This is a genomic window from gamma proteobacterium symbiont of Scutellera amethystina, assembly GCF_059730845.1.
On record NZ_AP035935.1, the window covers coordinates 533,781 to 553,076 of the forward strand.

Genomic DNA, 19,296 nt, shown 5'->3' on the forward strand with positions numbered 1-19,296 from the left:
CCGGCGAACCGAGAAATGTCTTGATAAGATTATGTTTTTATAAAACCTGCTGATTTTTCAGCCGATATTGTTCAAAGATAATTAATGTTTCATTGACGGTGTTAATTTCGCACGCGATGGCGGCAATCAGTTGCGCGACATCGTGTCCTTCCTGCTGGTGTTTCTCCAGCTTGCGCCCCAGCTCCATCAGCGCGCTGGCGTTAAGAATGCTGGCACCGCCTTTCAGCTTATGGCCAAGCTGTGACAGCGCGTGAGTATCAGTGGTTTGCTGCAGTGCTGCCAGCAATTCATCGTGGCTGGTGCGAATGCTTTCCAGCAGGGTGATGCAGCTGGCAGGATCGCGCTCAGCCAGCTGCATCAGCAGCGGCGCAAAAGTCGGAACCGCCACAGGGCCCGGCAGCGCGGCGACGGCGGTATCAGCAACAGGTTGCCCGGTCACGGCTGCTGCCTCGTTGTCAGGCGCGTTTGGCGTGCGGCGCGGACAGTGGGTGATTTGCGCCAGCAACGTATCCAGATTCAGCGGCTTGAACAGACAGTCGTTCATGCCAGCCTGCAGGCAGCGCTGCATGATGTGCTGCTCGGCGGAGGCGGTCAGGCCGTATAGCGTGATCGGCGGCAGATGATGGTGGCGTTCATGCTGGCGCAGCGCCTGGGCAAATTCAAACCCGTTCATGCCGGGCATATTGCAGTCGGTAATGATTAAGTCAAAGCGCAGCGGATCCTGCTGCCACAGCTTCAGCGCTTCGACGGCGCTCTCGCTCACCACCACCTGGTGGCCCGCCAGCTCCAGCTGTTTGCCCAGCAGCAGACGATTAGGCGCATGATCATCAATCACCAGTACCGACAGCTTGTCGGTGACCAGCGGCTGTGACAGATGCGGTTGGGTTTGATCGCGCGGTTCGCCGGCCGGCGCGCGGAAGTAGAAGGAGAACACCGATCCTTCACCTGGCGTACTCTCCACAATCAGTTCGCCATCCAGCAACTCTGCCAGATTGCGGCAGATGCTCAGGCCAAGACCGGTGCCAATCTGCTGCTGCTGACGTTCCCCGACCTGGACAAATGGCTCAAAGATCGCCTGTTGCTGCTCCTCGGTCATGCCGCAGCCGTCATCGCTCACTTCTATGACGAACTCACAACCTTCCTCTTCCTGGCCAATCCCCTGCATCAGCACCACGGTTACGCTGCCGCGATCGGTAAATTTAATAGCGTTACTCAACAGGTTAGACAGGATCTGGTTGATCATCAGCGGATCGGTCTGTACCCAATAGGCCGCGATGTCCATCTCTACGCGCAGATCGATCCCTTTGCTTTCGGCTTTGTTGCGAAACAGCGTCACCGCCTGATCGATAACATCCGGCAGGTAAACGGTTTCCGGCGTGGGTTGATACTGGCCAGATTCGATCTTCGACAGATCGAGAATATCGCCAATCAGCGACAGCAGCGCGCGCGCCGAGCTGTAGGCGACGCGAATATTCTCTGACAGCGTCTCACACGGCTGCGAGCGGGTTTCCAGCTCCAGCAAACCAATGATGGCGTGCAGCGGCGTGCGGATCTCATGGCTCATGCTGGCGAGAAACTCACTTTTGGAGCGGTTGGCTTTGTCTGCGGTGTCCTTGGCCAGCTGCAGCTCCTGCAGCAGCGCGTTACGTTCGGTGACATCGACCCAGCCGCCGATCACCCCGGCAACTTCCCCCAGCCGATCGCGAAACGGCAGCGTCCAGTGATACAGATGGAAGGCCTGCTGGCCAAACATCAGCTGGACGTCGCGCATTACCGCTTCTCCATCCAGCAGCGTCTGCTGGTAACCATCTTCAATGGTATGAATGCTGGCGTTATTGGTGTTGAACACGTCCGACAGTCGTTTACCGATTACCTCGTCGCGTTTGATGTGCAAAAAGCGCAGATAGGCATTGTTACAGTCCACCAGCCGCGTTTGCTTATCGCGGATGTACATTGCCACCGGCGAGTCATTAAACAGCGTGTGGGTAAAATTGAGCTGATTTTTCAGCGCATTCTCTGCCTGCATACGCTGCTGAATCACTTTGCGCAGATGGTGGTTCCACAGCAGGATCAACAGAATCAATCCCAGCGATACCGAAACGATCAGCAGAATCGTTTGCTTGTAATTCTGCCACGAGCTGCTGAGAAACGGCGGTTCCGCCTGACGCCACTGCGCCATTAGCTTAAACAGCGTTTCCGGCGGGATGGCCAGCAACGCTTTATCGAGAATGCTGATCAGCGTCTCATTGCCGGGCTCTACGCGCATCACAAAGCGTGCGGGATCGGCGCCCAGCGTACCCTCGACGATCAGCCCGCTGCCAAAATGGTTGCGCAGATGGTAGTCGGCAAAAATTTTCGGCACGATCACCGCATCGACCTTGCGCGCCAGCAGCTGGCGCAGCGCATCCAGCGGACGATCGGTATCGCTGACCGACAGGTGCGGATAGTGCTCCTGCAGCCAGCTTTTCATCAGCGGATTTTTTAGCATCAGCGCCGAACCAAACGGAAAGGTGTCGCGCGCCATAATGTTTCCCGGCTGCTGATTGCGGATGATCACCCAATGCGAAACCAGCCACGGACGCGTAATCAGAGCCGGTTGTGCTTCGAACTGTGGCTCCAGAATTTCCAGCGGAAACAGCTTTGGCAAAGGACGTCCGCCGGGGTGTTCATGACTGGCGTGCGCTACAAAATTCAGGCCGGTCTGGCTGGTGATCAGCTCCAGCACGTCCGGCGCCATGCCGCGAAACTGCTCTGCCGGCGTCCGGCTACTGAGCGGTGCCTGCGCCAGCGGCAAGGTGGTCTCGATGTGAATGTTGTTTTGCAGCCACTGCTCTTCGTCGGCGGTGAGCGCCAGCGGATTGCGTTGCAGTACATGATGGGGATCGAGCTGCCAGCGTTTGGCAATCTGCATGCGGATAGACAGCGGAATCTGCGGCAGCGCCTGGTTGATGGCGTCGGCCAGCGCAGGATATAGCGGACTGATGCCGAAACCGACGTTAAGCGGAATTGTATGCTCGTCGGCCAGAATAGTGAGCGCGTTGGCAAACAGATAGCGATTGAGGTGCGTCAGCGTCGCCGCATTTCCCCAGACGCGCGCCGTCTGACCATAAACGGTGGCGGCGACGGCATCATAGTAGCCCGGGAAACGCACCAGCTGCGCGTTTTCGTACGTCTCTTCCAGATACTGGCGCTGCAGCGGCGTGCCTGACCAGGCAATTTGCTCGGGCATGCCGTTATTGAGAAAAAGGTCGCTGTCGGTCTTCAGCCCCATCACGCTGTAATCCAGCATCCACGGGGCGCTGGCCAGCAGCGGCTGCGACGGTGACGACGGCTGGGCGACGTAAATCGCCAGCATATGCATTTCGCCTTTCAGCACCGCCTGCTGCGCGGCGCTATGACTGGGGAAGTGATAAAGCTCAATGCTGGTCTCCAGCATGCTTTGAATCAGCGACAGGTAGTCGGCGCTCAGGCCTTCGAAGCGGCGCGTATCGGTATCCATATATATCGGTGGCTGTGATTTACCGGCCACTGCGACTTTAATCACTTTATTTCGAAAGGCAGAAGAGATGGGCTCAGCCAGCTGCAGAGCGGGCTGTGCGGTATCGTAACGCGCTAAAAGCTGCAAAGGTTTGACCTGCGCCTGCAGCGCGCCGCAAAAAAAAATAAACAGGACCACGCCCGCCAGACGGATGAAATTAACAGGATTAAACACCGTGCGTTCCTGAAGAAAATAAAGTCATTAATGCCGATAAGGGAAAAGGAGTATAAAGAGATTTTTCCCGCCTGCCTGATCTAATGCCGCATTAAGGATATTTTGCGACCATTCTCGAATGTTTAACTTATTATTAACATTCTCGGTTTTTTTTAGATATTGCTTTTACTTTGATTTCAAAAATTTCAACGGTTTATCCATAAAATGACCTTTCAAGACAATTCTTATGTGGTCCATTCGCAGAGTTACGTCAGAATTTTCGCAGTTTTTCCGGGGCCGCTAACCGCTGCTGTCCATTCATCCGGTAAAACTACCTTTTAATTAGCGGTAATAAGTTAAACGCGTAAGCAAAATTCTAATTTTTGTTAACCTGGTGACGTTTGGTTTAAACCGTTGCAAGCGATTTTCCCGGCAGCGGTCAGCGCATACTTTCAGGTCATTTTCACTGGTGTGGTTATCAGTACTGGACAAAATTGAGACTGTAATAAAGGAATAAAAGAATGGTATATGCACATAATAAACAGGTGCGTGTCGCTGTCCTTGATGATCACCCGATGGTTCGTACCGTTTTCGAGTTATGCCTGAAACACGAACCCGATATTCATCTGGTCGGGACCTGGTCTTCAAGTAATGAATTGTTTAGTCAGCTGCGCAGCACCACGGTGGATGTGCTGGTGCTGGACTTTTTGCTGGGCGAGCGTGAACTGGATGGCCTGGCCCTGGTGAAACAGCTGCGAAATCACTATCCGCAGCAAAAGATTTTGATCTCATCGTCCATGGAGAGTCCGGCGATTGTCAAAATGGTGCTGAGCGCCGGCGTTAAGGGCTTTATTGGAAAAAGCCACAATATGCAGGAGATCGTCCAGGCGATTCGTCAGGTGGCGCAGGGGCGGCTATTCCTGTCACAGGAAGTGGCGTACGAGGTGGAAAACCTCTACGTGATGAATGAAGACGCCATCAACGAAAACCTCGATCTCCCCAGCAAAGGCAATATGTACGAGAAGGTCAAAACCCTCAGCCCGCGCGAAGTAGAAGTGGTGCGCTGTTTTCTGGATGGGCTCAGCGTGTCGCAAATTGCCGTGAAGTTTAAACGCAGCCGCAAAACCGTGAGCGGACAAAAGCAGTCGGCGCTGAAAAAGCTCGGCCTGCGCTCAGATTCGGAATTGTTCAAATACAGTCACGACCTGATGTCGGGTAGCTAATCCCTGTTTAAGGCGGTCAGGAATGGCCGCCGTCTGCTTTTCCGCCTCTCTGCATCACGTTCCCGGTAACAGCCGTTTTGTAACATCGCTTTGAGTGATGTTCGTCACAGTTTCGCCGGCCGTATCCCGCTGTGATAGCCCCCATTGCTACAGCACTGAAGGGGCTACGATGAACATTGAAACGCAATCCTGCGTCATTACCGGCAAAAAACAGGTCAGCGTCGCACAGCAGCAGGTGCAGTGGGACGGCACCGGCACGCTGGTGCGCATCACGCGCGGCGGCATCTGCGGGTCCGATCTGCACTACTATCAGGAAGGTAAAGTCGGCAGCTTCGAAGTGAAGATGCCGATGATCCTCGGCCATGAAGTGATCGGCTACGTGGTGGAGAGCGACGATCCGCAGCTCCAGCCCAATCAAAAAGTGGCGGTCAATCCCTCAAAGCCGTGCGGCAGCTGTAAATACTGTCTGCGCGAGCAGCAAAATCAGTGCACCTCAATGCGCTTTTTCGGCAGCGCCATGTATCTGCCGCACGTGGATGGCGGCTTCACGCAATACAAAGTGGTCGATAGCGCGCAGTGCGTGCCGTTCCCGCAGGAGGCCGATGACAGCGTAATGGTGTTTGCTGAACCGCTGGCCGTGTGCATCCATGCCACGCAGCAGGCGGGCGATCTGAGCGGCAAAACCGTGTTCATTTCCGGCGTCGGGCCGATTGGCTGTCTGATTGCCGCCGCTGCCAAAGCCCGCGGAGCCGCGGAGATTATTTGCAGCGATATCAGCGAACGCTCACTCAGCCTGGCGCAGCAGATGGGCGCGACCGGGGTGCTCCACGCTGCTGACGGTGATTTCACGCCTTACCTTGCAGATAAAGGCTTCTTCGATGTCGCTTTCGAGGCTTCCGGCCATCCGTCTTCGCTGCAGCGCTGTCTCGACGTGGTATGCGCCAAAGGCACGCTGGTGCAGGTTGGCATGGGCGGCACCATTCCGGATTTCCCGCTGATGACGCTGATCGCCAAAGAGATCAATCTGGTCGGCTCTTTCCGTTTCACCCACGAATTCAATACTGCCGTTGACTGGCTGGCACGCGGCGTGGTCAATCCGCTGCCGCTGTTCAGCGGGGAATATGACTTACAGGATATCGACGCGGCGCTGCAGTTTGCCGGTGATAAAACCCGGGCGGCGAAAGTCCAGTTAACGTTTTAAGGAGTCAGTATGAGTCAGCTATTTTCCCTGGCGGGCAAGCGTGTGCTGCTCACCGGTTCGGCGCGCGGCATCGGTTTTCTGCTGGCGCGCGGTCTGGCGGAGGCGGGTGCGGAAGTGATCATCAACGCCACCACCGGGGACGGCGCAGAGCAGGGCGCGGCGAAACTGCGCGAGCTGGGTTATCTCGCGCGGGCGAAGGCCTTTGACGTCACGCAGTTGGCGCAGGTTCAGCAGGCGGTGGAGGAGATTGAAAGTCAGTGGGGCGCGATTGATATCCTGGTGAACAATGCCGGCATTCAGCGCCGCCGGCCGTTTCTCGAGTTTCCCGAGCAGGACTGGAACGACGTGATTGCCGTCAACCAGACAGCGGTGTTTCTGGTGTCACAAACCGTGGCGAAAAGAATGGTGCAGCGTCAGCGCGGAAAAATCATCAACATCGGCTCGATGCAGAGCGAACTGGGGCGCGACACCATCACGCCGTATGCCGCCTCCAAGGGCGCGGTCACTATGCTGACGCGCGGCATGTGCGTGGAGCTGGCGCGCCACAATATTCAGGTTAACGCCATTGCGCCGGGCTATTTCGTCACCGAGATGACCCAGACGCTGGCTGACGATCCGGCCTTCACCGGCTGGCTGACCAAACGTACACCGGCCGCACGCTGGGGCAAGCCGGAAGAGCTGATTGGCGCGGCGGTGTTCCTGGCGTCGGGCGCATCTGATTTCGTCAATGGCCATCTGCTGTTTGTTGATGGCGGTATGCGCGTCGCCGTGTAATGCCGTGGCGCGGCTGGCGTAATTGCCGGCGCGCGCCTAAACCTTAAACACCCCTCTGTATTCCTAAGGATAATAAAAAATGCCAATAACCATAATTGTGCTGGGTGTGATACTGCTGCTGGTTCTGATGATTGTCTTCAAGGTCAACGGCTTCATTGCGTTGGTGTTTGTCTCGGCGGTGGTAGGTATCGCCGAAGGCATGACGCCGCTCAATGTGATGGCCTCGATTCAGAAAGGTATTGGTTCCACGCTTGGCGGCCTGGCGATGATCCTCGGCTTTGGTGCCATGCTCGGGCGGCTGGTGTCCGATACCGGCGCTGCCCAGCGGGTGGCCACCACGCTGATTGCCGCGTTCGGTAAACAGCGGCTGCAGTGGGCGCTGGTGGTCACCGGGCTGATCGTCGGCCTGGCGATGTTTTACGAAGTCGGCTTTGTGCTGTTGCTGCCGCTGGTGTTCACCATCGTTGCGGCGGCCGGACTGCCACTGCTGTACGTCGGCGTGCCGATGGTGGCAGCGCTGTCGGTGACGCACTGCTTCCTGCCACCGCATCCCGGTCCAACCGCCATTGCCACCATCTTTGGTGCTAATCTCGGCACCACGCTGCTGTACGGCTTAATCATTACCATCCCGACGGTGATCATTGCCGGCCCGATTTTCTCAAAATTCCTCAAAAGCTTCGAAAAGTCGCCGCCGGAAGGGCTGTATAACCCTAAAATCTTCACCGAAGAGGAGATGCCAGGCTTCTTTATCAGCATCTTTGCCGCGGTGATTCCGGTAGTGCTGATGGCGATTGCGGCAGTCTGCGAACTGACGATGCCGAAAGAGAATGCGCTGCGCCAGTTCTTTGAATTTATCGGCAACCCGGCGGTGGCGCTGTTTATCGCCGTGGTGATTGCGGTGTTTACCTTGGGTCTGCGCAACGGGCGCAAAATGGAGCAGGTGATGGATATGTGTGGCGATTCGATTGCCGCTATCGCCATGATCGTCTTTATCATTGCCGGCGGCGGTGCCTTTAAGCAGGTGCTGGTGGATAGCGGTGTCGGTAATTACATCGCCGATCTGATGAAAGGATCGTCGCTGTCACCGCTGCTGATGTGCTGGACGGTGGCGGCAATGCTGCGCATCGCGCTGGGATCGGCCACCGTCGCGGCGATCACCACCGCCGGCATCGTGACGCCGATCATTGCCGCCACCCATACCGATCCGGCGCTGATGGTGCTGGCCGTTGGTTCGGGTAGCGTGATCGCCTCGCACGTGAACGATCCGGGTTTCTGGCTGTTCAAAGGCTATTTCAACCTGAGCGTGGTTGAAACGCTGAAAACCTGGACGGTAATGGAAACGCTGATCTCCATCCTCGGCCTCGCCGGTGTGCTGGCGCTCAACGCCATCATTCACTAAGGCCCGCGCTTCACAGGGAGGTGAAGCGTGCTTACGCGCGGCGGCGAATCCACGAGAAACGTGACTGATAGCCGCTGTCAAAATGGGTGTTATAACGATAGCTCGATCCCGCCTCCGCCATGCAATAAGTACACACCGCCACGCGATCAATCTGCGCCGCCGGGATGCCGCGCTGTAACAGCAGGTCCTGCGCCAGTTGAGGCAAATCAAACCATACTCCCTGATGATGCGCCTGTGCCTGAGGTCGGATTGCCTGCGGATTATGCGGCTGTTGCTGTGACCAGCTTAACGCCGGCAGATCCGGGCGCTGCTGCATCTGTGCGATGCGATCAACGCCCAGCTCATAGCAGCACGGGCCGATCGCCGGACCGATCGCCACCAGCAGGGATGCCGGCGTCGCGCCACCCGCCAGCAGCTGATCGAGGGCACTGCTCAGCACGCCGCCGAGCGTACCCTGCAAGCCGGCATGCACCGCCGCCACCTGATGCGTTTTCACATCGGCAAACAGCACCGGCAGACAGTCAGCGGTGTAAACCGCAACCGGCCGATGATCGTCACCGATCACCCCATCGGATTCACAACTTTTCGGCGGCCGGTTTTGTCCGGCCAACACCACTTTTGCGCTGTGCCGCTGCTGTCCGTACGCCGCAGCGGCCGGTGCCGGCTGACCGGCAGGCTGAAAGGCATACTCCAGCCAGCGTTGACTCTCCAGCAGCGCCGAGCGCGGCCCGCGATTATCCATAAGTGTCTCCTGTGACCTGACCCCGGTTTTCCTCTGCCCACAGCTTACGTTAACTGCTACATTTTTAAAGCTTTACAAAAACTGACCATAATCACTTAAGGACGACATGATGAAAAACACCTCCTGGCTGGCCGCGGCGGGCCTGATTGCCCTGACGCTTACCGGCTGTGCCCAACCGCAAAAACAGCAGGCTCAGCAGCAACTCGGTCAGCAGTCGGTGCTGGCAGTCAACTGGTTCCAGCAGTCTGGCGAATATCAGGCGCTGAGCTGGCAGGCGTTCAACACGGCACGCATGGCGTTTGATAACGCTCCTTCGCTCACCGGCAAACCCAAAGCGGTGATTGTTGATCTGGATGAAACCATGATCGATAACAGCGCCTACAGCGCGTGGCAGGCAAAAAACGGCCAGCCGTTCTCCGGTAAAACCTGGTCAGCGTGGACGCAGGCGCGCCAGGCGACCGCAGTGCCCGGTGCCGTCGAATTTGCCAATTACGTGAATAGCCACGGCGGCACCATGTTCTACGTCTCGAACCGCGATCAGAAAGACTACGCGGCCACGGTCGATAACCTCAACAAGCTGGGCTTCAGCGGCGTAAGCGACAAAACCGTGCGTCTCAGTACCGGCAATTCCAATAAACAGGCGCGTTTCGACGCAATTAAAAATGCCGGCTACAACGTGGTGCTGTATATCGGCGATAACCTGAATGACTTCGGCGGCGCCACCTGGCATCAGGGTAACGCGCAGCGCCAGCAGTTTGTCACGCTCAACCATCAGCGTTTTGGCACCCAGTTCATTGTGCTGCCCAATCCACTGTACGGCGACTGGGAGAGCGGCATGGCTGAAAACTACAATAAGTTAACCCCGGAACAGCAGCTGCAGGTGCGTGAATCCCGCATGAAAGCCTGGAACGGTAAATAATTCGTCAAGCGAAATAGCGCCTGCCCTGGCGGGCGCTTATCGCAGGCGGTTAGCGCCAGTGATATTTACGTTTCTTTGTAATTATTATTCTGCTTATCATTTTCCCGATCTCTTACTTAATCCTTCCGCCGCCTTCAGTGAAATATCATCGCGAATAACGTTAAAACCAGCGAATATCACTATTCATAAATTTAGTAATTAGGATTTTTCTCAGCGAGCAGAGTGTAATCCACCATACCAGCGTAAAGGCGCAAAAGTTTTACGTGTATATATTTGTCAGTGCATCCGAAATGCGTTTTAAAAAATATTATTAATAGACTGATTATATTTATTTTTAATGAAATTCCTGCTGATTGCGTCACTTGCATTAACTTACTTTTTCATGACATTTGCTGACACTTATTTTACATAAGGTCGCTTCTTCTGCCGGGCTGAAATATTCCTGGTGCAAATCAATTCATAAGCGTCTATAACCAATTTCTGTGAGAAAGCGCCGTATTCACCTGCCACAGAACGCTAAAACCGTGCTGCGCCATGCATTTATTTGCCCGGAAGCGCTATTTGCGGATACAGAGAGAAGATAATTGTGACGACCCTTAAACCCTTATTAGCGAAAAATCGCAGTTGGGCACTCCAGCGCCGCGAGCGTAATCCAGATTACTTTGAACAATATCTGCATCAGCAGAAACCCCACTCCTTATGGATTGGCTGTTCCGACAGTCGCGTACCGGCAGAAGTGCTGACCGGCTCGCATCCGGGCGAGCTATTCGTGCACCGCAATATCGCCAATATGGTACTACCCGATGATGACAACTTTATCAGCGTGCTGCAGTACGCGATTTTTTATCTCGGCGTCGAGCGCATTGTGCTGTGCGGTCACTACGGCTGCGGCGGCGTGCAGGCGGCGCTGGGTCTGCCTGCCAGCCCGTTAGCGCAGGAGGATTCGGCGCTCGCCAGGCGCATTGCCGCGCTGCGGCGCGCATTGCAGCACGGGCTGGTGGCCTATCACGCCAGTCCCGCGCAGGAAGAGGAGAGCAGCAAGCTTAACCGGCTGATTGAAGCCAATGTCATCGCCCAGTTTAGCCAGCTGGTGCGCTGCGAGCCGGTGCAACAGGCCTGGCAGGCCGGACAGCAGCTGGATGTATTTGGCTGCGTTTATGACCTGCAGTCCGGCCATCTGAAAGAGTTAATACAGCAATCGTCAGAGGAACCCTCATCATGAATCTGCAAACGCTTCGTCAGGATATTCCTGCTGGTCTGGTGGTGTTTCTGGTGGCGCTGCCACTGTGTCTGGGCATCGCGCAGGCCAGCGGTCTGCCGCCCTTTGCCGGTCTGCTCACCGGGGTGATCGGCGGTCTGCTGGTTACCGCGCTCAGTCCCTCGCGCTTTGCCGTGAGCGGCCCGGCGGCGGGGCTGGTGACCATTGTTGTGGCCTCAATCCAGACGCTCGGCAGCTTTTCCGCGTTTCTCACTGCGCTGATTCTGGCTGGCGTGCTGCAGTGCATGCTCGGCCTGCTGCGCGCCGGTCGTTTTATCTCGCTGGTGCCGGGCAGTGTCATCAAAGGGATGCTGGCGGCCATTGGCCTGCTGTTGATTATGCAGCAGATTCCGGTAGCGCTGGGCGCCGCGAGCGATGCCGGTCTGCAGTCGCTGGTCAGCGGGGAGTTTGCGTTTTCGCTCAGCGCGATGCTGGTGGCCGGTAGCGGGCTGCTGATTCTGTGGCTGTGGACCACGCCCGCGATCAAAGCGGTTAAAGCGCTGAGCTGGATCCCCGGCCCGCTGGTGGCGGTGCTGTTTGGCTGCCTCGCCACGGTGTTAGGCGATCGCCTGTTTCCCAGCCTCGGCGAAGGCCTGCCGCGTATCGTACTGCCGGCGTTTGACAGTATGTCGGCGCTGGTGGCGGAGCTGGAAACTCCTGACTGGCTGGCGTGGCAGAATCCGTCGGTGTGGGTGGTAGCGATTACGCTGGCGCTGGTGGCCAGCCTTGAAACGCTGCTCAGCCAGGAGGCGCTGAAAAAACTGCGTCCGCAGCACCCGGCGCCGTCACCGAATAAAGAGATGTTCGCGCAGGGCATCGGTAACCTGACCGCCGGCTTGCTCGGGGCGATGCCCATTACCGCGGTGATTGTGCGCAGTTCGGTCAACGTCAGCGTGGGTGCCCAAACCAAACTGTCGATTCTGCTGCACGGCGTGCTGCTGCTGATTTGTGGCTTGTGGTTCAGCGCTCTGCTTAACGCGATTCCGCTCGCCAGCCTGGCGGCGGTGCTGCTGTATACCGGCTATAAGCTGGCAACGCCGCGCCTGTTCGTCGAACAGATTCGCATGGGCGCGCAGCAGTACGTGCCGTTTCTTGCCACCATCGGCGGTATCATTGTGTTTGGCATGCTGGCCGGGATTGGTATCGGTATCGCGACGCAGATTCTGTGCAGCATCTACCAAAGCCATCGCAACGCGCTGCAACTTACCCGCTATGACGACCATTACGTGCTGCGCTTTCAGCAAAACCTGACCTTTATGCACAACCCGAAGTTGCAGGGGCTGCTGGCGGAGATCCCGGAAAATAGCGTGGTGATTGTCGATCACGATAACGCCGAGTATATGGATCCGGACGTGAAAGCGGTGCTGCAGGATTTCGGGGATAGCGCCGGTGAGCGCGGCATCCGGCTGAGCCAGTGGCCGGTGGCGGTGAAATAACGTTTCCGCGCGCAGTCATGCAGTTTTTTTCGCCAGAATCGGATATCCCGGATATCCGATTTTTTTATTTATACGGCATAATTGCCGCTCACTGCGCCTGCCTGTTTCACATGCTGCCGGCGGGGCCGGTAGCTCGTCTCTGGCTTTCATGGCAGAGTGAGCGCCGCTCAGTCGCAGAGCAGGGCGACGAACACCGGTTTAATTAGCGAATTATCGCACGGATTTTTCAGGTTAAATGATTGCTGATGCCAGCGACGGATGGCAGCGATTTCAGGTTACAGGGTTCAGACGTATGCGCGTTAAGCTGTTTGAAGAGAATAATGTTAAAAAGAATGCTCTTTCGCTGTGTCTTATTACGCTGTTCTTCTGCTTTATTGGCAGCCACCTGCGTATTCCCGAAGAGTTTTCCCTGTTCTGGCCAGTGAATGCCCTTATCGCCGGGTTGATGGTGCGCAACCCGTTTTTACACACCACCTCCAGTTATCTGGTGTGTTTTGCCGCCATGATTTTCAACGATACGGTTTTTTCCGGCTGGGCACTGCCAGCGGTGACGATTAATTTTGCCAATATCCTGTTTATTCTGGTGTCAGTCAGCATGCTGATTAAGCATCTGCAATCGCCAACCGCAAACAGCCAGGTGTTCAACGCCATGCGCATCTTTCCGGCGTGCCTGCTCGGCGCGGCAGCCTGCGCCACCTGGGGGGCGTGGGCGCAGGATATCGACTTCAACGCGCGCTTTGTGGTGGCGTGGGCCGACTGGTTCAGCGAGCAGTTCTCCACCTCGCTGATGCTGCTGCCGGTGATGCTGACGCGTCCGCTGCGCAGCGTGCCGCTGCGGACGCTGATTCATCCGGCCAGGCTGCTGCCGCTGCTCGCCGTGGCGCTGTCGCTCACGGTGGGGGCGCTGATTGGTGGCGCGGGCAGTCTGACCTTCCCGGTACCGGCGCTGATCTGGTGCGCCATTGTTCTGCCGATTCCGATCACCAGCCTGGTGATTCTGTTCACCGGCATCACCGAGATTGTGCTGGTCTCGCACGGCGTGATGAATATTCAGGGCGATGATTCGCTGCTGCCCATCAGCCATCTCACTTCTGCACGGCTCGGCGTGGCCACCGTGGCGCTCAGCCCGCTGCTGGTGGCAGTGAGCATGGACGCCATTCGCCAGCTTAACCATCGGCTGGCATTGCGCGCCAATTACGATTTCCTCACCCAGCTACTGTCGCGCTCCGGCCTGTATGAAAACCTGCGCCAGCAGCCGTTTTCCCTGCAGCGTGAAGCCGGCGTGATTATGCTGGATGTCGACTACTTCAAAGCCATTAATGACAATTTCGGCCATGATGCCGGCGATGGCGTGCTTGAGGAGATTGCGCGTCGTATTCAGCACGTGGTCGGCAGTCGTGGCCTGGTGTGCCGCTTTGGCGGCGAAGAATTCGTGGTGGTGGTGTTTGATTACACCCACAGCCAGCTGTTTCAGCTGGCTGAAGTGATTCGTCAGGCAATGGTGAAAGAGAAGTTCTGGATTCAGGGCAACACCGTGACCGTGACGGTCAGCCTCGGCCTGGCGCGCGGCGGTGCGGTTAACGAACGTGAATGGCCGGGGGTAATCAACCGGCTGGTGTCAGCGGCTGATAAACACCTTTACGTTGCCAAGCGCAACGGCCGCAATCAGACCTCACCGGCAATCGCGCCGCGCAGCATGGCGCATGACGTGGCCTGAGCCACGCCATCGCAGGTTACACGCTGCTTTTCAGCTGGCTGGATTGCTGATGCCGCTGCTGCGCCAGCTCAATCAGGCGGGTAATCAGATCGCTGTAGCTCAGGCCGGCCGCCTGCCACAGTTTGGGATACATGCTGATGTTGGTGAAGCCGGGTAAAGTATTCACTTCGTTGACAATAATGTCGCCCGTTTCGGTGAGGAACACATCGACGCGCGCCATGCCAAAGCACTCCAGCGCCTGGAACGCGGTAATCGCTACAGCCCGAATGGCCTCGCTGGCTTCCGCACTGATGTCAGCCGGGACAACCACCTGCGCGCCGCTCTCGCTGATATATTTGGTGTCATACGAGTAGAAGGCGTCGTGCACCACAATTTCACCGCACGGGCTGGCTTCTGGCGCCTCGTTACCCAGCACCGCGCACTCAATCTCACGGCCGCTGATGCCCTGTTCAATCAGCACCTTGCGGTCAAAGCGGAACGCCAGATCCAGCGCTGCGTCGAATTCGTCCGGCTGCGTCACTTTGCTCACCCCAACGGATGATCCCTGATTGGCTGGCTTGATAAACAGCGGCAGGCCAAAGCGCGCGATCACCGCCTGCACATCCAGCGTCGCGCGCTGCGTCTGGGTGACGCTTAGCCACGGCGCCACTTTCAGGCCGGCATCGCGCAGCAGGCGTTTGGTGAAATCTTTGTCCATGCTGACCGCGGAACCCAGCACATCCGACCCGACAAACGGCAGATTGGCCATGCGCAGCAGTCCCTGCAGCGAGCCATCTTCGCCCAGCGTGCCGTGCACAATCGGGAAGATGACATCCAGCTGCGACAGCGGCTGCGCCTGCTGCCGCGTAATCAGCTGTTCCGCGCGGCTGCCGGGCACCAGCGCCACGTTTTCACCGGAGCGGTTCAGGGCAATCAGCGCCGGATTGTCGGCGTTGAGCAGAAAGCCTGAAGCGTCATTGAGATGCCACTCGCCCTGTTTGTCGATCCCCAGCAGAACCACGTCGTATTTGTTTTTATCGATCGCCTCAAGAATATTTTTGGCCGACTGTAACGACACTTCATGTTCAGCCGACTTGCCGCCAAATACGATACCTACCCGCTGTTTTGCCATTGCTCTTTGTCCGGTTGCAGTAAAGCGAGCAGCTAAGATAACACGCCCAGGACAGCGCTCAACAGCGCCGCGATTATTCTGCAATCGATCGGTCGCCAGACCGCATTCAATCGGGCTTTGCCCACTTTATTCATAAATATTCTCCACCGTTTGAGACAAGTCTTGGACGGCCTGAAAGCTGCCTTCTGTCAGAATTTTCCCAATTCAAAGAAAAGTCTGCGGTGGACGATGCGTCCACCGTTTTTTGTCAGGTTTACAGGAGTCGGGAAATGATGGACCAGAAGCAGAATGCCGTGGAGCAGGATGCGCGTTCTGTTGCTCGTATCGAAACCACCGTGGATGACACGCTGTTAAAAAGCGTGGCGTGGATTTGCAAACACTACAAACGCGAGAAGAGTGAAGAGGCGCTGGTCGCCGGCCTGCCGAAAGCGACGCTGCTGTCGCCGTCACAGGCCATGACCGCCCTGGAGAACGCTGGCATTACCGGCGGCATGGTCGAACGCCGCCTGCAGGATCTGCCGGAGCAGCTGATGCCGATGATACTGCTGCGGCAGAACGGCGGCGGCTGCATTGTGCTGTCGCGGCGCATTCACACCAATGAGGAGAATCAGCGCGAGCTGCGCTTCCAGCTGATCATGCCGGAGGTGAGTGATAAAGCGGTGGAGATGAGCCTGGCGGAGCTCAACGAGATTTACGCCGGCTTTGCGGTGATGGCGAAACCGGCGGCGGTACTGGATGAGCGCGCCAGCGAAATGCTGCCGGAGGTCAAAGGCCACTGGCTGTTCAGCACCCTGTGGCGCTACCGCCGTTACTACCGCAGCGCCGCCATCGCCGCCGTGCTGATCAACGTACTGGCACTTTCCAGCATCTTCTTCACCATGAACGTCTACGATCGCGTGGTGCCGAACCAGGCGTTTGTTACGCTGTGGTCGCTGGCGATTGGCGTCACCATCGCCATGATCTTCGAAGCCATTACCCGCTTTGTGCGGGCGCATCTGCTGGACATGGCGGGCAAAAAGGCCGACCTGGTGCTGGGCAGCATGCTGTTCCGTCAGGCGTTGTCGATCCAGATGGAGCACAAGCCGGCCTCATCAGGCACTTTCGCCAACCAGATCCGTGAATACGAATCGGTGCGCGATTTTGTTGCTTCGGCGACGCTGGCGGCGATTTCGGATCTGCCGTTTATCCTGATGTTCGTCGGCGTGATCTTCTTTATCAGCGGTCCGCTGGCGATTATTCCGTTGATGATGATCCCGCTGATCATCATCGTCAGCGCCGCGATCCAGTGGCCGCTGGCGCGCATCATGAAAGAGAATCTGCGCGATGCGTCGCTGAAACAGGGCGTGCTGATTGAGTCGGTTGAAGGCATGGAAACGCTGAAAGCCGTGGGCGGTGAAGCGCATATGCAGCGCCGCTGGGAGAACTTCAGCGCGCTGCAGTCGGCTAACTCAATGAAGTCAAAACGCTATTCGACGCTGGCAACCGGCGTGGTGACCTTTCTGCAGCAGTTTCAGACCGTGATGCTGGTGGTGGCCGGGGTTTATCTGATCAACGCTGGCACCTTCACCATGGGTGCGATGATCGCCACCGTGATGCTGGCCAGCCGCGCCACTGGCCCGCTGGGTCAGGTGATTGGTCTGGCGGTGCGTTATCAGCAGGCCAAAGCGGCGCTGACCTCGCTGAATAAGCTGATGGAGATGCCGGTCGATCGCGACAGCAGCAAAACCTACCTGACCGATCCGCCGCTGACCGGCGAGATCTCGCTGAGCAATGTCAGCTTCTCCTATCCGGCACCGCCGATGAAGCCCAATCCGGAAATCCTCAAAGATATCTCGCTGACCATTAAGGCCGGTGAGCGCGTGGCGATTCTTGGCCGCATCGGTAGCGGTAAATCGACGCTGTTACGCGTGATGGCGCGTCTGTATCAGCCGGTGAAAGGGCAGATCTCCGCCGACGGACTCGATGTTAACCAGATCGATCCGGCCGACTGGCGCAAAGCAGTGGGCTTCGTCAGCCAGGATGCGCGCCTGTTCTACGGCACGCTGCGCGAGAACGTGATGATTGGCCGGCCGGATGCCACCGCGAATGAACTGCTGCGTGTGCTGAATCTGACCGGTCTCGATCACGTGGCGGCGCGCCATCCGAGCGGCATCAACCTGTCGGTCGGTGAGGGCGGTGAAGGGCTGTCGGGCGGTCAGCGTCAGTTAGTGTCGCTGGCGCGAACCCTGCTGACGCGGCCCAAAGTGCTGCTGATGGATGAACCGACCAGCGCCATGGACAGCATGACCGAAAGCCAGTTCCTTGCGCATCTGCGTCGCGCCAGCGAAGGCCACACGCTGATCGTCGTGACGCATCGTCCGTCAATTCTGGCGCTGGTCGACCGCATCATCGTGGTTGAGGAAGGAAAAATTGTCGCGGATGGCCCGAAAGAGCAGGTGCTGGCCGCGCTGGAAGGTAAAGGTAAAACCCGCCAGCCGCCGCGTCAGGCGGTAGAGCAGGCGGCGCGCGCACCCGCGCCGGCTAACGATGCTTCGGCAACGTCAGAGCCCGCCGTCGCCGCGGCAGAGGAGGCCGCAGTATGATCAAGTTAATGCCATGGCGCAGCCGCAGCAAAAATCTCTCAGCTGCGGATGCCGAATTCATGAATGACGTGCAGGCGTCCCTGCTGTCGCAAACCACGCCGGGATCGAAACTGGTGATGTGGATCATCATCGCGGTGATTGGCATCGGTCTCACCTGGGCAAACTATGCGCGGGTAGAGGAGATCACCAAAGGCGACGGAAAAGTGATTTCCCGCAGCCGCGAGCAGGTGATTCAGAGTCTGGAAGGTGGCATTCTCGCCGAAATGAACGTGCGTGAAGGCACGGTGGTCAACCGGGGCGACGTCCTGCTGAAAATCGATCCGACGCGTGCGCAATCAAGCTATCGTGAGGCGCTGAGCAAGGTGATTGGCCTGAAGGGCAGCATTGCGCGTCTGCGTGCCGAAGCCTACGCGCAGCCGCTGACGTTTGACGAGCAAGTGCAGAGCGATCCCGCCGTGGTTGCGCAGGAGACCAAAGCCTATGAATCACGCAAGCGCGCGCTGAACGACAGCATTAACTCACTGCAGCGCAGCTATGCCCTGTCGATGCGTGAAATTCGCCTGGCGGAGCCGCTGGCGGCGAAAGGATTACTGTCTGAGGTTGAACTGCTGCGCATGCAGCGCCAGGCGAACGACATCCAGGCGCAGATTGTCGAGCGGCGTAACCGTTACCAGTCTGATGCCAACACCGAACTGGCGCGGCTGGAGCTGGAGCTCAGCCAGGTAAGCGAAAACCTGATTGGCCGCGCGGACGTGGTCGAGCGCACCACCATTACCGCACCGGTGCGCGGCACGGTGAAAAACGTGCGCGTCAACACCATCGGCGGCGTCATTCAGCCCGGTGAGCACATCCTGGAAATCGTGCCGCTGGAAGAGCAACTGCTGGTGGAGGGGAAAATCCGTCCTTCTGATGTCGCCTTCCTGCGTCCGGGGCTGCCGGCCAAAGTGAAAATCACCGCCTACGACTTCGCCATCTACGGTGGACTGGATGGCCATGTGGAATACATCAGTCCGGATACGCTGAAAGACGATCAGAAAGCCGCTTCCGGCCGCCCGGATGACACTTATTACCGCGTGTTGATCCTCACCGATAAAAGCACGCTGCACGCAGGCAATAAAGATCTGCCGATCATTCCCGGCATGGTGGCCACGGTGGAAATCCGCACCGGCGAGAAAACCATCCTTGATTACCTGCTGAAGCCGGTACTTAAGGCGAAAGATGCCTTCCGCGAGCGTTAATAACC

At 57.4% G+C, this 19,296-nt stretch carries 13 protein-coding genes; 10 read left to right on the forward strand and 3 right to left on the reverse strand.

What is annotated here, in order from left to right:
- Positions 1-37: 37 nt before the first annotated feature.
- Positions 38-3,712 carry an ATP-binding protein gene (locus tag AC6I79_RS02585; RefSeq protein WP_159378450.1) on the reverse strand — a complete coding sequence of 1,225 codons (3,675 nt, stop codon included), beginning with the start codon at positions 3,710-3,712 and terminating at the stop codon, positions 38-40.
- Between the two features lie 500 nt (positions 3,713-4,212).
- On the opposite strand from AC6I79_RS02585, the gene AC6I79_RS02590 reads away from it, so the two are divergent.
- From AC6I79_RS02590 to AC6I79_RS02605, 4 genes are all read left to right on the forward strand, one after another.
- Complete coding sequence (locus AC6I79_RS02590) at positions 4,213-4,914, forward strand: response regulator (protein ID WP_498027535.1); 702 nt, start codon at positions 4,213-4,215, stop codon at positions 4,912-4,914.
- Between the two features lie 169 nt (positions 4,915-5,083).
- A complete protein-coding gene (gene idnD, locus AC6I79_RS02595) occupies positions 5,084-6,115 on the forward strand; it encodes an L-idonate 5-dehydrogenase (RefSeq protein WP_159378449.1) in 1,032 nt (343 codons plus the stop codon).
- Positions 6,116-6,124: 9 nt separating this feature from the next.
- Entirely contained in the window at positions 6,125-6,889 is a 765-nt protein-coding gene (idnO, locus tag AC6I79_RS02600) for a gluconate 5-dehydrogenase (protein WP_159378448.1), read from the forward strand.
- A gap of 79 nt (positions 6,890-6,968) precedes the next feature.
- A complete protein-coding gene (locus AC6I79_RS02605; protein ID WP_058771315.1) occupies positions 6,969-8,288 on the forward strand; it encodes a gluconate:H+ symporter in 1,320 nt (439 codons plus the stop codon).
- Positions 8,289-8,319: 31 nt separating this feature from the next.
- On the opposite strand, the gene AC6I79_RS02610 is transcribed toward AC6I79_RS02605, so the two are convergent.
- Positions 8,320-9,030 carry a purine nucleoside phosphorylase YfiH/LACC1 family protein gene (locus AC6I79_RS02610; protein ID WP_104093850.1) on the reverse strand — a complete coding sequence of 237 codons (711 nt, stop codon included), beginning with the start codon at positions 9,028-9,030 and terminating at the stop codon, positions 8,320-8,322.
- 109 nt (positions 9,031-9,139) lie between these two features.
- On the opposite strand from AC6I79_RS02610, the gene AC6I79_RS02615 reads away from it, so the two are divergent.
- The 4 genes from AC6I79_RS02615 to AC6I79_RS02630 all read left to right on the forward strand — a co-directional run bounded on the left by AC6I79_RS02615 (position 9,140) and on the right by AC6I79_RS02630 (position 14,360).
- Complete coding sequence (locus AC6I79_RS02615; RefSeq protein WP_058771313.1) at positions 9,140-9,949, forward strand: 5'-nucleotidase, lipoprotein e(P4) family; 810 nt, start codon at positions 9,140-9,142, stop codon at positions 9,947-9,949.
- A gap of 580 nt (positions 9,950-10,529) precedes the next feature.
- Positions 10,530-11,171: a carbonic anhydrase gene (locus AC6I79_RS02620; protein ID WP_104188443.1), complete on the forward strand. Its 642-nt coding sequence runs from the start codon at positions 10,530-10,532 to the stop codon at positions 11,169-11,171.
- A gap of 2 nt (positions 11,172-11,173) precedes the next feature.
- Positions 11,174-12,643: a SulP family inorganic anion transporter gene (locus AC6I79_RS02625; RefSeq protein ID WP_104188445.1), complete on the forward strand. Its 1,470-nt coding sequence runs from the start codon at positions 11,174-11,176 to the stop codon at positions 12,641-12,643.
- Between the two features lie 292 nt (positions 12,644-12,935).
- Positions 12,936-14,360, forward strand: a complete 1,425-nt coding sequence (locus AC6I79_RS02630) for a GGDEF domain-containing protein (protein ID WP_058771312.1) — start codon at positions 12,936-12,938, stop codon at positions 14,358-14,360.
- A 16-nt stretch (positions 14,361-14,376) separates the two neighbouring features.
- Here the strand turns inward: AC6I79_RS02630 and ddlA are convergent, their stop codons facing one another.
- Positions 14,377-15,471, reverse strand: a complete 1,095-nt coding sequence (gene ddlA / locus AC6I79_RS02635) for a D-alanine--D-alanine ligase (protein WP_282955096.1) — start codon at positions 15,469-15,471, stop codon at positions 14,377-14,379.
- 269 nt (positions 15,472-15,740) lie between these two features.
- On the opposite strand from ddlA, the gene AC6I79_RS02640 reads away from it, so the two are divergent.
- Together AC6I79_RS02640 and AC6I79_RS02645 are read left to right on the forward strand one after the other, a co-directional pair.
- The gene (locus tag AC6I79_RS02640; RefSeq protein ID WP_021509682.1) at positions 15,741-18,053 is read left to right on the forward strand and encodes a type I secretion system permease/ATPase; all 2,313 of its coding nucleotides are present in this window, start codon (positions 15,741-15,743) and stop codon (positions 18,051-18,053) included.
- Positions 18,050-19,291 (forward strand): HlyD family type I secretion periplasmic adaptor subunit, encoded by a 1,242-nt coding sequence (locus tag AC6I79_RS02645; RefSeq protein ID WP_498027536.1) that lies wholly within the window; start codon positions 18,050-18,052, stop codon positions 19,289-19,291. Before AC6I79_RS02640 ends, AC6I79_RS02645 begins: the two co-directional genes overlap by 4 nt.
- Positions 19,292-19,296: the final 5 nt, after the last annotated feature.